Source organism: Methylophaga sp. UBA2513 (genome assembly GCF_002341285.1).
Classification (GTDB): Bacteria; Pseudomonadota; Gammaproteobacteria; order Nitrosococcales; family Methylophagaceae; genus Methylophaga; species Methylophaga marina.
This window is the reverse complement of the sequence record NZ_DDNT01000007.1, coordinates 68,255-83,581: the sequence shown is the minus strand read 5'-3', so window position 1 is coordinate 83,581 and position 15,327 is coordinate 68,255. Positions and strand designations below refer to the sequence as shown.

Annotated in this window: 12 protein-coding genes; 6 read left to right on the top strand and 6 right to left on the bottom strand. The window is 45.2% G+C overall.

The annotated features are described in order from the left end of the window. Nucleotides 1-31 precede the first annotated feature (31 nt). Genes B3V56_RS03320 through B3V56_RS03310 form a run of 3 tightly spaced genes read left to right on the top strand, consistent with a single transcriptional unit; the run spans nucleotide 32 to nucleotide 3,482 of the window. Nucleotides 32-1,495: a circularly permuted type 2 ATP-grasp protein gene (locus B3V56_RS03320; protein ID WP_289283971.1), complete on the top strand. Its 1,464-nt coding sequence runs from the start codon at nucleotides 32-34 to the stop codon at nucleotides 1,493-1,495. Then, a complete protein-coding gene (locus B3V56_RS03315) occupies nucleotides 1,495-2,436 on the top strand; it encodes an alpha-E domain-containing protein (protein WP_286305892.1) in 942 nt (313 codons plus the stop codon). The genes B3V56_RS03320 and B3V56_RS03315 overlap by 1 nt, the downstream gene beginning before the upstream one ends. Then, nucleotides 2,433-3,482, top strand: coding sequence for a zinc-binding metallopeptidase family protein (locus tag B3V56_RS03310; protein ID WP_289283970.1), 1,050 nt, complete (start codon nucleotides 2,433-2,435; stop codon nucleotides 3,480-3,482). Before B3V56_RS03315 ends, B3V56_RS03310 begins: the two co-directional genes overlap by 4 nt. Here the strand turns inward: B3V56_RS03310 and B3V56_RS03305 are convergent. Then, on the bottom strand, nucleotides 3,424-4,176 hold the full coding sequence (locus tag B3V56_RS03305; RefSeq protein ID WP_286305890.1) for a proteasome-type protease: 753 nt from the start codon (nucleotides 4,174-4,176) through the stop codon (nucleotides 3,424-3,426). The genes B3V56_RS03310 and B3V56_RS03305 overlap by 59 nt on opposite strands. 218 nt (nucleotides 4,177-4,394) lie before the next feature. On the opposite strand from B3V56_RS03305, the gene B3V56_RS03300 reads away from it, so the two are divergent. After that, nucleotides 4,395-5,315 carry a mechanosensitive ion channel family protein gene (locus B3V56_RS03300; RefSeq protein WP_286305889.1) on the top strand — a complete coding sequence of 307 codons (921 nt, stop codon included), beginning with the start codon at nucleotides 4,395-4,397 and terminating at the stop codon, nucleotides 5,313-5,315. On the opposite strand, the gene B3V56_RS03295 is transcribed toward B3V56_RS03300, so the two are convergent. Next, a complete protein-coding gene (locus B3V56_RS03295) occupies nucleotides 5,297-6,298 on the bottom strand; it encodes a WG repeat-containing protein (protein WP_289283385.1) in 1,002 nt (333 codons plus the stop codon). The genes B3V56_RS03300 and B3V56_RS03295 overlap by 19 nt on opposite strands. A gap of 130 nt (nucleotides 6,299-6,428) precedes the next feature. Between B3V56_RS03295 and B3V56_RS03290 the strand changes: the two genes are divergently transcribed. Beyond that, nucleotides 6,429-7,298 (top strand): alpha/beta hydrolase, encoded by an 870-nt coding sequence (locus B3V56_RS03290; RefSeq protein ID WP_289283969.1) that lies wholly within the window; start codon nucleotides 6,429-6,431, stop codon nucleotides 7,296-7,298. On the opposite strand, the gene B3V56_RS03285 is transcribed toward B3V56_RS03290, so the two are convergent. The 4 genes from B3V56_RS03285 to B3V56_RS03270 all read right to left on the bottom strand — a co-directional run bounded on the left by B3V56_RS03285 (nucleotide 7,285) and on the right by B3V56_RS03270 (nucleotide 11,707). Next, nucleotides 7,285-7,749, bottom strand: a complete 465-nt coding sequence (locus B3V56_RS03285; protein ID WP_289283387.1) for a hypothetical protein — start codon at nucleotides 7,747-7,749, stop codon at nucleotides 7,285-7,287. The two genes, B3V56_RS03290 and B3V56_RS03285, sit on opposite strands and share 14 nt — an antisense overlap. A gap of 1 nt (nucleotide 7,750) precedes the next feature. Beyond that, the gene (locus B3V56_RS03280; RefSeq protein WP_289283388.1) at nucleotides 7,751-9,202 is read right to left on the bottom strand and encodes an aldehyde dehydrogenase family protein; all 1,452 of its coding nucleotides are present in this window, start codon (nucleotides 9,200-9,202) and stop codon (nucleotides 7,751-7,753) included. Between the two features lie 12 nt (nucleotides 9,203-9,214). Continuing rightward, nucleotides 9,215-10,855 carry an acetolactate synthase large subunit gene (locus tag B3V56_RS03275; protein WP_289283389.1) on the bottom strand — a complete coding sequence of 547 codons (1,641 nt, stop codon included), beginning with the start codon at nucleotides 10,853-10,855 and terminating at the stop codon, nucleotides 9,215-9,217. An 81-nt stretch (nucleotides 10,856-10,936) separates the two neighbouring features. Then, the gene (locus B3V56_RS03270) at nucleotides 10,937-11,707 is read right to left on the bottom strand and encodes a flagellar motor protein MotB (protein ID WP_289283390.1); all 771 of its coding nucleotides are present in this window, start codon (nucleotides 11,705-11,707) and stop codon (nucleotides 10,937-10,939) included. Nucleotides 11,708-12,020: 313 nt separating this feature from the next. On the opposite strand from B3V56_RS03270, the gene B3V56_RS03265 reads away from it, so the two are divergent. Continuing rightward, nucleotides 12,021-15,317 (top strand): EAL domain-containing protein, encoded by a 3,297-nt coding sequence (locus B3V56_RS03265; RefSeq protein ID WP_289283968.1) that lies wholly within the window; start codon nucleotides 12,021-12,023, stop codon nucleotides 15,315-15,317. The last annotated feature ends 10 nt before the right edge of the window (nucleotides 15,318-15,327 follow it).

The window sequence follows — 15,327 nt, the reverse complement described above, 5'->3', positions numbered from 1 at the left end:
TCTTTTGAACTAAAACCTGATAGGGGGACTGATGAAGGACATTTGGAAGGACTATGAACCGGGTTCGTTTTTTGATGAGCTCATGTTTGCAAAACATCAGCCCAGAGCATTCAGTTTTAAACTGCTTGAATACTTGCGTTGCATGGAAAAAAAAGCGTTTACGCAGCGGGTGCAAGAGTCAGAAGTAGAAATGCTGGAGCGTGGCATCACCTTCACCATTTATAGTGATGCGGGCAATATTGATAGGGCTTGGCCATTCGATATTATCCCAAGGGCTATTCCAAAGAGTGAGTGGGAACGCACCGAAAAAGGGCTAAAACAACGCATTCATGCCTTAAATCAGTTCATTCAAGACATTTATAACGATGGAAATATTATCAACGCTGGCATCATACCCGCCGACGTGGTTTATCAATCCAAAGGTTATCGTAAAGAATGTCATGGTATGACCCCTGCTCATGGCGTTTGGGCCAATATCTGTGGTTCAGATTTAGTACGCGATCATGATGGCACGCTATACGTGTTAGAGGATAATTTACGTGTACCATCTGGGGTGGCATATATGCTCGAAAACAGAAAAACCACCAAGCGAGTCTTGCCTGAGCTATTCAAACTCTTAAATATTAGCCCTGTTGATGCCTACCCTGAACACTTAGCAGAAATGCTCGCCTCATTACGCCCTGATTTAACTCATCCAACGATGGCGTTATTGACGCCCGGTATCTATAACTCAGCCTATTTTGAACATGCGTTCCTTGCTCAACAAGCCGGTTTGATCTTGCTGGAAGGCGCCGATCTACTGGTAGGGGATGATGATTATGTCTACATGAAAACGATTCATGGCCTTGAGCGTGTTGATGTCATATACCGCCGTATTGATGATGATTTTATTGATCCAGAAGTTTTTCGTCCTGATTCAATGCTAGGTGTGCCAGGGATTATGCGTGCCTGGCGTGCGAGTAAAGTCGCGATAGCCAACGCGCCAGGATGCGGTGTCGCTGACGATAAAGTCATTTATGCCTATGTGCCTGACATGATCCGTTATTACCTGAATGAAGAACCCATTTTGGGCAATGTGCCTACCTGGCTGTGTCGTAATGAGGAAGATTTGACCCATGTGTTAGCGCATCTGCCTGAACTGGTGGTCAAACCCGCCAATGAGTCAGGAGGCTATGGCATGTTGGTGGGACCGCATTCCTCGGCAGAGAAAGTGGAAGAATTTCGTGAGTTACTGATCAATGATCCAAAAAACTACATTGCTCAACCGACCTTGAGTTTATCTGTTTCCCCCACCTGTTGTGATGACACGATTGCACCACGACATGTCGATTTAAGGCCATTTATTCTGTCTGGAGATGATATTTATGTCACCCCCGGTGGGCTGACTCGTGTAGCGATGGTCGAGGGTTCGTTAGTTGTTAACTCGTCACAGGGGGGCGGTAGTAAAGATACCTGGATTGTTGATGATAGTCGCCATTTCATGGAGGAAGACTAATGTTATCTCGTGTTGCTGAGAGAGTGTATTGGTTGGCTCGTTATTTAGAGCGCGTGGAAAACACGGCGCGATTAATTAATGTGCATACCGCACTATTAATGGACTTGCCCGAGCATATGGAAGTGAACTGGTTTACCTTGGTGACCATTTTTGATGCTGAGCAGATTTATTACAGAAAACATCCGCGTGAAAATGAATATGACATTATGCATTTTCTATTAGCTGATCCTGGCTATGGTGGTTCATTGATTAATAATCTGGCGGCTGTGAGAGAAAATGCCCGAACCTCATTGGATGTATTACCAGAAGAAGTCTGGGAGCAGGTGAATGAGCTACACTTATTAGTGAAGAGTGAATTATCATCCATTGGTAATCGACGTCGCAGACAGAAGTTATTACTCACTATCATGGAGTCATGTCAATGTATATGGGGTATGATTGCCAATCACATGAGTCGTAATTTTGCTTATGACTTTTTACAGGCGGGTAAACATCTAGAACGGGCAGATATGACCAGCCGAATATTGGAGTTGTCGGCATTGCTGATGTCAGATAACCGAAGTGAAACTCTAAAACAGCACGAAGGTATTTTGTGGGCGACATTACTGAGAGTTCTAAATGCCCAGCAAATGTATATTCAAGCACATAACTCCTCATTGAAAGGGGAAAATGTGTTGGCATTTTTAATTCAAAATACAGCTTTCCCGCGTTCTTTGAGCTTTTCTGTCAAGTCGGTAGGAAATTACTTAGAGTATTTACCTGGAGATAAACACATGTTGGCACAGCAGGCTGAGATTCTGAATGATCTACAGGCATATAGTCCGGAGAGAAATCCGCCAGAAACTATTCGATTGATGATGGATGAGTTACAAATCGCCTTAAATCGACTGAATACCAGTATTACCACTAATTGGTTTTATCCGGACTACTCCGTTTCATGAAACGGTTCTTTTGCCAATGTGGGCAGGAAATTTTCTTCGACAATACCCACTGTGGTGTTTGTGGCAGTCAGTTGGGGTTTATTCCAGAGCTACAACAGTTAACCAGCCTGCAAGAAGATGATAAGGCCTGGTTGATGACCGATCTTTTTCCACTGCAGCGCTATCGAAGTTGTGAGCACCGTGATGATGAGATTGCCTGTAATTGGCTGATTCCGGCTGAATCATCTAATACTCAATGCATTTCATGTGCGTTAACACGCACCATACCCATATTGAGTCAACCTGAAAACTGGCGGCGCTGGCGAACCCTGGAAGCGGCAAAACGTCGTATGCTCTATGGCATTCTGAGGTTAAACCTGCCGATAAAGGGCGCCTATCAAGGCTATCCAAATGGCTTGGTTTTTGACTTCCTTGAAGATCAGAGAACCAATCCGATGCTGGCACTTGAGCATGTGTTAAGTGGACACAGTCAGGGGGTGATAACGCTGAATGCTGCTGAGGCAGATGGTAGCTTCAGAGAAGCAACGCGTGAAGCTATGAACGAGTCCTATCGAACCCTACTGGGACATTTTCGTCATGAAATCGGCCATTATTATTGGGATATGCTGATAAAAGATACCGATCACTACGCCATGTTTTGTGAGGTGTTTGAATACCAGCAGCAAGATTATCAAAGCAGTCTAGAATCGTATTATGAAAACGGACCCGCAGCAGACTGGCCAGCCTCCTACTTGTCAGCCTATGCCAGTGCGCATCCTCTTGAAGACTGGGCTGAGACCTGGTCACATTATTTGATGATGAATGAGACCATGGAGACGGCGATGACCTATGAACTGATTGAGCATTTTGATTATGCTAGCGATTTTGATGTAATGATGAACGACTGGTTATCGCTGGTGGTGAAAATGAATGCACTGAATCGAAGTGTTGGCAATACAGATGCTTACCCCTTTGTCGTTTCAGCGCCGGTCAGAAGAAAATTACTTTTTATTCATCAGTTGTTGAAGTCGTTGAGAAAGCCTCGGGAATCCGCGGCATTTCCTTAAATGCCTGATTTAATTTATTACCCCATTCCCGCCGTAGGTTAATCAAAAAAGTATCTTCTGCATCGAAACGATAATGATGCTTAAAGACCAGGCTATCTGTCTCGTATACCAGCACCTCAATCGGCGGGCCGACACTGACATTACTTTTCATGGTGGAATCCATAGAAATTAATGCACAGGTAGCGGCATCGGTGAGTGACGTTTGCATGGTGAGAAAACGATCTAATACCGGTTTGCCATATTTACTCTCACCTATTTGTAAGTAGGGTGTTTCACGGCTGGTGGTAATGTGGTTTCCTTGTGGATAAATCAGAAAGGCTTGGGGTGGTTGCCCTTTTATTTGGCCAGCCAGTAATAAGGTCGCATCAGGTGAAAAGCCGGATTGCTGATCTTCGCTATAACGCTTGATGCGTTGATTTAACACATCACCTACATAGTCAGCGGTATCAGAAAGATAGTGTGTGCTATTGAGGCTGGTCTCACTATTTTCCCGTAGATCCCGGTTTATCTGTTCAATAACACATTGCGTGGTGGCCAGATTACCGGCACTTAATATGGTAATACAGCGGTCAGCATGCGTATTGAAACGAAACATTTTGCTGTATGTACTGACTTGATCAATACCGGCATTGGTTCTTGAGTCTGAGGTTAGAACCAGTCCTTTATCTAATGATATGGCAATACAATACGTCATAAATTGTTCCAGGAATCGCTGTGTTTAAAGATAGTCAAAAAGTTGAGATTGAGCAATCATCGTTTACTCGCTCACGACAATGGATGGAACCCACGGGCGGGCTTTGAGTCGTTAATACTAAAGACAGGATGAGTTAACAGCGTTGTTAACGAACATAATCAAGTTAATTATTATCTCGGATATGACGTCTGAATTCACCCCCTTTATCGGAGTATACGATGGAACCCATAAAGACATTTATTGAGCAAATCAGCTGGTCTACTATTATCACCACCAGTTTTCGAATGGTGATTATCTTTATTGTGGCCTGGGTGACAACATGGTTACTCAAATCAGCATTACAGCGGTTTGAACTAAGACTGGTCGGCAAAGCGACAGCACGAGGTGAATCATCACTCGAGTCCAGAAAACGTATCGAAACCATTGTCAGGCTCCTAAAGCAAGCAGGTTTGCTCGCGATCTGGATTACTTTCTTCCTGATAATTCTGAGAGAGATTGGTGTAGAAGTTGGGCCATTGCTTGCTAGTGCGGGGATTGTGGGGTTAGCAATTGGGTTTGGTGCTCAGAATCTGGTTCGTGATGTTATTTCAGGCTTTTTTATTATTTTGGAAAATCAGATCCGAGTGGGGGATGTAGCTGTCATTAATGGCACGGGTGGGCTGGTCGAAGCTATCAACTTCCGGACAACGGTGCTACGTGACTTGGCGGGGATCGTACATTTTTTCCCCAATGGCACCATCACGACGTTGAGTAATATGACGACAGAGTGGTCAGCGTATGTTTTTGACATTGGTGTTGCTTACAAAGAGAACACCGACGAGGTGACCAAAGTCATCCGAGAAGTTGCTGACAGTATGATGGCTGATGAGGATATGAAACACCTGATAATTGAACCACCAGAAATTTTTGGTGTGGATAAACTGGATAATTCAGCTGTCGTTATCAAAGGCAGAATTAAAACGTTACCGATTCAACAGTGGACGGTGGGACGGGAGTTTTTAAGACGTATCAAGCTGAGCTTTGACGAGAAAAATATCGAAATTCCATTCCCACACAGCACACTGTATTTTGGCGAGGATAGTAAACCTTTTGATGTGAAGCTAATGGAAGCGGCAGCCAATCAGTCCAAGGATACATAACCCCACTTTCCCTGATGTTTGACTGGCGCCAAGCCCTCCTGAAAAGACTGCCCCCATTTGAATTGAGGCTCTATAACGACGTGTCCGGTGTTATCCACAGATCCCACTTTACCCGCGTTTTCCACTCTGGCTAAGCCGTTTTTATATGACCAGGCATTGTCAAAGTGTGGTGGGATGATTGTTTTGCCTTGCTTATCAATATAACCATATTTGCCATCCAGCATAATCACGGCTTTTGCTTCACTGAAAGGCATGGCACGGTCGTATTTTGTATCACTGATGGGATGCCCATCAGAAGAAATAAACCACCATTTTTTGTTAGAACTCACCAAAGCGAGCTGCTCACTGAAAGAAAACACCGTCTCGAATTGAGGTGTGATATGCATTTGTCCTTTCGCGTTCAGATAGCCCCAACCATCTTTAGTTTTTACAGCGGCGAAACCCTCGCTATAGGGTTGTGACTCACGAAACTGTGTCTGAACAACCCACTTTCCCTGTGTATCGATAAATCCCCAAGAACCATATTGCTTCACAGTCGCTTTACCTTCGCTGAATGATTCTGCTTTATCAAAGCGTGGTGAGATAGACCAATTACCCTCTGTGTTGATATAGCCCCATTTATCATTTTCCAAAGCAGCCGCCAGGCCGTCGTTGAATGGGCTCAGCTTTTTATACAATGCGGGGATAATCATCTGACCCTGGGTGTTGATCATTCCCCAATGTTGATCAATACGGATGGGAGCAAGTCCCTCATGAAAGGCGGTAATCTCAGTCTGTTTTTGAGGAGGGAGAATAAATTCGCCCGCTTTATTAATCAGACCCACATGTGGGATGCCTTGTTTATTTTGGACCACGATCGCTGTGTCACCATAAAAAGGACTGACAGCATCAAACTCATATTGAATGGCCACTTTATTGGCGCTGGCAGGTGAGATAGAACTAAGCAGAAGTAGCATCGCCGCTGTGAGTAGAAACTGTTTCATCGTCGTCACCTTTGACTTGATTGTTAGATTCAGTCGCTGCCGCTTAACGTGAATTTCACGTGAACCTAATAACAATATAAATCAAAAGCTTATCTTCTTTCTGATAGGCTGTTAAATGAGTGAAAATTGCATGAGTAAAACGTGTCGACATGTGCTTCGAAGCACAGTGACAGCGGTCCTGGTCTCAATATGTCAGGCCTGTTCGCCAGTGACTGTATTGAATGCGCTTGTACCAGACAATGGCTATCAGAAACTAGCGGATAAAGCCTATGGTGATGAGAACAGGCAAAAATTAGACATTTATTTACCTGCCCACACGATATCAGATCATCCATTGAAGACTGTCGTCTTCTTTTATGGCGGTAGCTGGGATTCTGGCAGCAAAGCAGATTATAAGTTTGTTGCTGAGGCGCTCACCTCTGCCGGTTATATTGTCGTGATTCCTGACTATCGCTTATACCCAGAAGTCGTCTTTCCCGCGTTTGTGGATGATGGTGCCCGTGCTGTGACCTGGGTATTGGAGCATATTAATGAATATGGTGGAGAGGCGGGACATGTGATCCTCGCTGGGCATTCCGCCGGTGCGCATATCGCTGCATTACTCAGTCTGGATGCCACCTATTTAGCGAAATATCATCATCAGCCGACAGACGTCACAGCCATGATCGGCTTGGCAGGGCCTTATGACTTCTTACCATTGCAAAGTGACCGTCTAAAGCAGATATTTGGTCCGGAAAAACAACGTTGGCAAAGCCAACCTATTCATTTTGTGGAAGGAAATAATCCTCCGATGCTCTTGATGGTTGGCAATAAGGACCGCACGGTCTTACCTAAAAACAGTGTCAATCTGGCAACGAAAATTAAGCAGAAAAACGGTGCTGTTGAACTTGTTGAGTTTGACGATTTAAATCACGTTGCCATGGTGTCACATTTGGCTAAACCTCTGAGAGGCAGCGATGAATTGAGACAAACGATAATCGCGTTTATTAATCAGTTTTAGTGTCGGCTGGGATTAATGGTAAAAGTGTGAAGGCGGGGCAGATAGTGATTTTTAATCCCGAGTCTTTTTTATTATTCGCGTTAACGACATACAGGGGATAACTCTGTCCGGCTGTGAGACCGGCTTCGGGAAGCTCGAGTAAATACTGATTATCACTGACTTTTGTATTGTCCAGGGTGAACCACTTGTCTCCCGATTTCAGTGCCCACCCTCTAGGAGCTTCGCTCAGCTTACCTAACAAGCTCACCGTTTCAGTTTTCTGGATACAACCCGCTGGCTTAAGCGTCAGAGACGATAACTTGCTGGTAGTCAGTGGAACAAATTCTTTTACGTTAGGTTTAGTGACGGCTCGCACATCGGTCTGTGCATGACTTTCTGCTGCTAAGAGACTCACAAACACAAGAAAATAAGGCACTATCGTCGATAGTGCCTTAAGTGATGGCGTGAACATGCTAGGCAGAAATACCTTTAGAGGTGATGACAACCATTTTTTCCACTTGCATATCTTCCATGGTGTAAGGAATACCCCCCGTTCCCAAGCCTGAATGTTTCAAGCCGGCAAACGGCATCCAGTCGACACGAAACGCAGTGTGTTCATTGATCATCACAGCAGATGAGTCGAGTTTATCAGCCACATATATGGCTGCGTTTAATTCACGACTGTAGACCGAGGCCTGAAATGCAAAGGGTAGGCTGTTCGCCGCGGCCAACGCATCATCAACATCGCCAAATGGATACACATTTACCACCGGGCCGAAGACCTCCGACGTGGTCACTTTTGCATCAGCGGGTGGGTTAAATAACACGGTTGGTGCATAGCAGTTATCATCCAGTGCCTTGGCACCACACAGACATTCGGCACCGGCGTCGATCGCTTCTTTGACCCAGTTATCTATCCGGGTTAATTCACTTTTTTTGATGATAGGGCCGACTTCGGTATCAGCAGATACCGGGTCACCTACCTTGAGCTGTTTAGCCGCTGCTGCCAATTTTTCTGCCAGCTGTCTGGCTATAGAACGATGCGCATAGATTCGTTGTACTGATACACATACTTGTCCTGCATGATAAAAACTGCCTTTACTGAGACCGGGAACAGCCGCGTCAATATCAGCGTCTTCGGTCACAATAACCGGGGCGACACCACCGTGTTCCAGCGCACAACGTGTGCCTGGTGCGAGTTTAGAGCGTAAATACCAACCCACTTTGGCGCTGCCGATAAAACTCAGAAATGCCACACGGTCATCTGTGACCAGAGACTCGGTATCTTCGTGACTTTGTGTAAGTAACGCCTGGCACCAACCTTCCGGTAAACCGGCTTTGTGGAATATCTCCACTAAGCGAAAACAGGATAAAGGTGTTTTTTCAGCAGGTTTTACAATGACTGGACAACCCGTCGCAATCGCTGGACCCACCTGGTGGGCTATAAGGTTAAGTGGGTGGTTAAAGGCACTGATAGCAACCACCACACCAATTGGCTCTTTACGTATGGTTGTTAAACGATGTTGCGAAGCTGGGTTGATACCCATGGGAATAGTATGAGGGGCATCATTACGCAATCCATCGATGCAGGCTCGAATGCTATCAATACAGCGTGCCATTTCAACCTGCGAGTCGATAAGTGGTTTACCACCTTCTTCAGCGGCACCGATGGCTAGGCTCTCAGCATCCGCCTTCATGAGCTCAACGGCTTTTTCCAGAATAGCAATGCGTTTAACAACGGGGAGCCATTGTGAGCGATCTTTGTAAAGATCATGAGCCGTACTTAATGCCGTTTCAATATCCGCTTTATCTGCTTGTTCGACAGTACCGAGTAATTGTTCATTGAAGGGCGAGAAGACTTCGGCCCTGGAAGCATCCGTTTTGGATAAACCAGCGATCTTCAACGGAAAATGGGGCGTGGTCATTATATAAGCTCCTTATAAAATACAGATTTTTTGTTTCAGACCCTCACTGAGGATGGAATAGTTCAATGAATAATCAACAGCCAGATCAATCAGATGCACCCCTTTAGCATTGAGGGCGTAATCCAGCGTTTTAATGAACTCAGCATGACTGGTGGGTCTGTGGCCAAAAGCGCCATAACTGTCAGCATATTTCACAAAATCCGGGTTATTAAAATTGAGGCCATAATCGTCAAAGCCCATGCCTTCTTGTTTCCATTTGATCATGCCGTAGGCATTATCATTGAAAATCAGCACCACTAAATCTAAGCCTAATCTTACGGCTGTTTCCATTTCTTGTGAGTTCATCATAAAGCCGCCATCACCACAGACAGCCATGACTTTTTGATCCGGATTCAGCATTTTTGCCATCATTGCGGTGGGCAAGCCTGCGCCCATGGTGGCGAGGGCATTGTCGAGTAACAGAGAGTTGTAGTAATAGCTTGGATAATTGCGTGCAAACCAGATTTTATATACACCGTTATCCAGCGCGAGAATATCTTCCTCTCCCATCGCCTCTCGGATAATGCGAACAGCACTTTGCGGCAGAATAGGGAAGCGCTCATCGTCACTGTATTTAGACAGCCGCTCGTTGACTTCCTGTTTGACTCTGTAATAGTAAGAAAAGTCCCAGTGCGGTTGCACTTCAAGCCCGGCACGAAGGCGGTTAATCGAGGTAGCAATATCACCAACCACATCGAGCTGAGGGAAATAAACCGGATCAATCTCTGCTGCATGGAAATTAATGTGGATGACTTGAGCCCCGCCATCTTTCATAAAGAAAGGCGGCTTTTCTACTTCATCGTGACCCACATTGATAATGAGGTCAGCGCGCTCGATAGCACAATGTAGAAAGTCAGATTCAGATAAAGCGGCGGTACCCAGATAGCTGTCATGTCGCTCATCAATCACGCCTTTACCCAGTTGCGTGTTGAAAAAAGGAATACCGGTATGTTCGACAAATTTTGTCAGTGCGGCACTGGCACGTTTCCGGTTGGCGCCGGCACCAATCAGTAGCAGAGGCATTGACGCCTCTTCTATCATTTTCAATGCATGCTGAATCGTGCGGTTATCCGCATCGGGGCGACGGATAGTTTCCACCGTATAGATGCGCTGATGGGCTTCTTCTGCGGCAATGTCTTCTGGCAGTTCAATGTGAACCGCGCCTGGTCTTTCTTCAACGGCAATCCGGAAAGCTTCTCGAACAGTTGCAGCGATGGTGCTGCCATGCACGACTTGTTTAGTGAACTTGGTAATAGGACGCATCATATTTACGACGTCCACAATCTGAAACAGGGCTTGTTTACTCTCTTTAATGGGTTTCTGACCGGTAATGATCAACATAGGCATGCCACCTAGTTGTGCGTAGGCGGCCGGGGTGACCAGATTGGTGGCTCCGGGCCCGAGAGTGGATAAACAGACACCAGGTTTGCCTGTTAATCGTCCGTAGTTGGCGGCCATAAAGCCCGCCCCTTGTTCATGACGGGTAATAATCAGCCTGATAGAGGAATGTTTTAAAGAATCAAGAAAATCCAGATTTTCTTCGCCGGGGATGCCGAAGATATATTCGACCCCTTCGTTTTTGAGTGCTTTGACGAGTAGGTCTGATGTTTTCATGATGCGTCCTTATCCGTTGGTTTCAGGGGGCCGATCTGTGTTCTGTTGTATTCGATTATATAGTGATAATTCAGTCTACGGCTATGGGGTAATGATGCCAATTTCAACCCGACGATTCATAGCGCGCCCTTGCGATGTCAGATTTGAGCGAATGGGTCTGGTATCTGCATACGCTTCCACTCTAAACTGTTCGGGAGTCAACGCGCTATTACGCAGCAGTGCGTGTACGACTGATGTCGCTCTGGCGGCAGATAACTCCCAGTTTGACCGATAATTCAGGTTACTGAGTGGCACATTGTCTGTATGTCCTGCGACTACAAATGTCGTATTCAGTTCCGTGAGTACATCAGAAATGTGAGCCAGAACTGGCAATATGCCTTGTTTTAGCGTTGCCTGTCCAGAAGGAAAAGACGCATTTTCATTAATACGAATAATGACTCTGTCTTCAATGGTTTCAAGACTCAGCTGCCCTGCTGTGATCGCTTTAACAAATTTTTTCTGCAGTGTAGCCATCAGACTATTCAATTTTGCCCGTTGGTACAAATTGGCATCATGAATTTTTATGGCGTGCTCGTCATTGACACTTTCCTGGAAAATCTTTGAGATGGGCGAGGGTGTATCAGTAGGAGCAGGGGAAAAGGTTTGTTTAATGATGCTGGTGGCTTTGATGATCTGATCTGGCGTTTCTTTTTTGACGCCAAAGGCATTTTCCATGGAGCGTACGACAACTTTATATTTCAGCGCATCTATTTCGGCCATGCTCAGCAGTAATACAAAGAAGCAAAGCAATAGCGTCATCAAGTCTGCGAAAGTAGCTAGATACCGAGGTATGCCACCGCTTTGTTTTTTCATATTAGGTCGATACTGATTCTGGTTGTTCAATTCTGTTCGCTTTGGGTCACCGACTCATTCAGGAAAACACTATCTTTGAATTATCATTTGATGTGTAGATATTGCTATGCTAATCAATCGTATACACGTTAATATGTGGTATTAATGCATCTGTTGCAAGCATTGTAGGGAAAGCTTGTGTCGTATCAATGCAGTAGCACAGCGAATGCGTATTGTTTTTGTGCATAATTTGCGAGAGCTATCTTCATAAAAGAGGTTATATTTCAGTTGGTTAAGATGATAGTCGTTTATGCATATTAGCAGTTACACAAAAATGGCATTCTATAGCATATTGGCTGTACTGGCTGTGATCTGCATCTCAGTCGCGACGTTTATCAGTCAAGGTGTCACCGAAAACTACAAATCTCAGCTATACGCCAATACTCAGGAATTACTCTCCGAATATAACAACCGTATCAGTTCCGAGTTACAGGGGCATATACAACTTGTTCGAGGCCTTCCCAGCCTATTTGCTGTGAACCAGGAGCTGTCGCAAGCACAGTTTGCTTCAGCAGTGAGTTATCTGGTCAATGACGATCTGGAGATTCGGAATATCGCAGCGGCACCAGATATGGTGATTTCATACATCTATCCGATAAAGGGTAATGAAGATGCGTTAGGGCTGAACTACCGTGAAGAACCTGAGCAGTTTGAAGCAGCTGACCGAGCAAGGCGAACACGTGAACTGGTGTTGGCCGGTCCACTAGAATTAAAACAAGGTGGTACAGGCCTGATTACCCGTGTGCCTGTTTTTTTACAGAATGATAAAACAGGTGAGGAATATTTCTGGGGACTGATTTCTGCTGTCATTGATATCAAAGCATTTTTTAATAAAGTTGGCTTGAACCAGGACCTGCCTTTTGAATTAGCTATCAGAGGGAAGGATGGCTTAGGGCGACAAGGTGCTGTGTTTTATGGTGACCCTGCTTTATTCCAACAGCCCACATTGAGCCAAACGCTTAAGCTACCTGAGGGAGAGTGGATACTCGCGGCTGAACCAAAAGGTGGTTGGTCTACTTTACCCAAAGCTTACTGGCATGAAGTACTGACGGTTTATGGTGTGACCGTTTTTATCTTTTTACTGGCAGCCATCATTATTCGTTTTGTTTTGATGGCATCGATCGCTAATTACAAATACCGCAGTTTGATTCAATCTTCACCTGTTCCTTACATTTTGTTGGATAAACAACAGCGAGTGATGTTTATCAATCAGTCATTTAAAGAAACCTTTGGTTACGATCTGGATAACATTGAAACCTTACCTAACTGGAAAAGGCTCATGTTTCTGGTACAGCAACAAAGGGAAAAATCAAAACATGATTTCTCTCAAGAGAATGCTCATATCAGTAGTATGAGTCATGCTTTCGAGATTGATATTGAGACGAAAAAAGGCAAACCTCGAGTAGCCCTGGTCAGCTCATCCGTAGTTGAGAATACGCTTGGAGATGAGACCTTGCTAGTGATTTATGACATCACTGTGCGTAAAGAGGCTGAAGAGCAGCTACGTTTTTCTTCACGGGTCTTTAATCAGGCTCATGAAGCCATCATGATCACGGATACCAAAGGCGTTATCACCGATGTGAACCCCGCCTTTAGTCATATCACAGGCTATAGTCGTGAAGAGGCGATAGGTCAGACACCTCACTTATTGAGTTCCGGAAAGCACTCGCCTGAGTTCTTTCAGAACATGTGGAAATCCATCAGCGACCATGGCTATTGGCAGGGAGAGGTATGGAACTGCAGGAAAAATGGTGAGCTTTATGCAGAGTTGTTAACGGTCTCATCATTGACTGATGACGACGGTGCAACACGTCATTTTGTCGGATTGTTTTCAGATATTACCAATGCCAAACAGCAGCAAGATACCTTGGAATTGATGGCCCATTATGACGTGCTGACTAAGCTTCCCAATCGTGCCTTGCTGGCTGATCGTTTCTTACAGGCAGTGGCGCATTGTAAACGTGCAAAAACGATGCTGGCAATTTGCTTTCTGGATCTCGATGATTTTAAGCCGGTCAATGATACCTATGGACATGATGTTGGCGATCAGCTGCTAATTGAGGTGGCTAATCGCTTACGAAACAATGTTCGGGAAGAAGATACCATCTCAAGGTTTGGTGGTGATGAGTTTGCCATCATCTTTCGTGATGTGGAGTCTTTACAGGAATGTGAAGACATGTTGAAACGGATACACCACTCTATTGCTCAGCCATACTACGTAGATGATTTACGCCTGACTATCAGTGCTTCCAGTGGGGTTAGTTTTTATACACAGGAAAGCGATGATCTGGACACGCTACTCCGCCATGCTGATCAAAGTATGTACCAGGCAAAATTATCTGGTCGGAATCACTACCAGCTATTCAACCCAGCCGATAATCAGCTGACTATAGAAAAACAACAGCTGTTGCATGATATCCGTCAGGCCTTAAAAACCGATGAGTTCTGTTTGTTCTATCAACCAAAAGTGAACATGACAAACGGTGAAGTCTTTGGCATGGAAGCACTGATACGTTGGCAGCATCCAACGAGGGGATTATTAACACCGCTCAAGTTTTTGCCCGTGATTGCTGACAGCGAACTAGAAATTGAGATCGGACGGTGGGTCTTGCAGCAAGCACTTAAGCAACTCCAGTTCCTACACCAGCAAGGGTATATGATCTCCATCAGTGTCAACATTGCCTCTTACCATTTACAATCTGATGCCTTTGTAAGTGACATGGAGACGTTACTGGCCGAGTATCCCGATATTGGGCCGGAATACCTACAACTGGAAATAGTCGAAACCACCGCTCTAGGTGATATTGGGGCCATCACCAAGGTCATAAGGCAATGCAAGGATTCCATTGGTGTATCAGTGGCATTGGATGATTTTGGTACTGGCTACTCCTCACTGACACATTTACGTCACTTGAGTGCCGATACGATTAAAATCGACCAAAGCTTTATTCGTGACATGCTTGATGATCCACAGGACTATACGATTGTTGATGGTGTAACCGGCCTGGCTGAAGCGTTCGACAGACAAGTCATTGCAGAAGGTGTTGAGACGGTCGAGCATGGATTAATGTTGTTGTTGATTGGCTGCGAAAACGCTCAGGGCTATGGCATAGCCAGACCCATGCCAAGCGATGACGTGATGTCGTGGCTCAGACATTATCATGCTGAAGTAGGCTGGGTATCAGCATCTCGTTTATCACTCACACCAAGACAGAAGGCATTACGGTTTTTCATGCTAACGCTTGAACGCTGGCGACAAGTGTTTTTGAGTAACTTTGATGAGAGCAGTGATACGGCTCAATCACCACAATGGCCAATTATGGATGTGCATTACTGTCATTGTGGCACGTGGGTTGAACGCGTAAAGAATCAGAACCTGTTCGAGCACGAATGGTTAGATGAGTTGGTTGCAACGCATCTGAAATGGCATAACTTGGCGATAACAATGCGGGAATATGCACTTGCTGACAAGATGGGGGAAGCCAGAGCGTTTCTAGATGAGTTCGATAAACTCTATCAGGAGTTACTGTCGCTCATCGCTACTTTAGAGACTGGAAAATCCCTGCAATGAAAGACGCTGT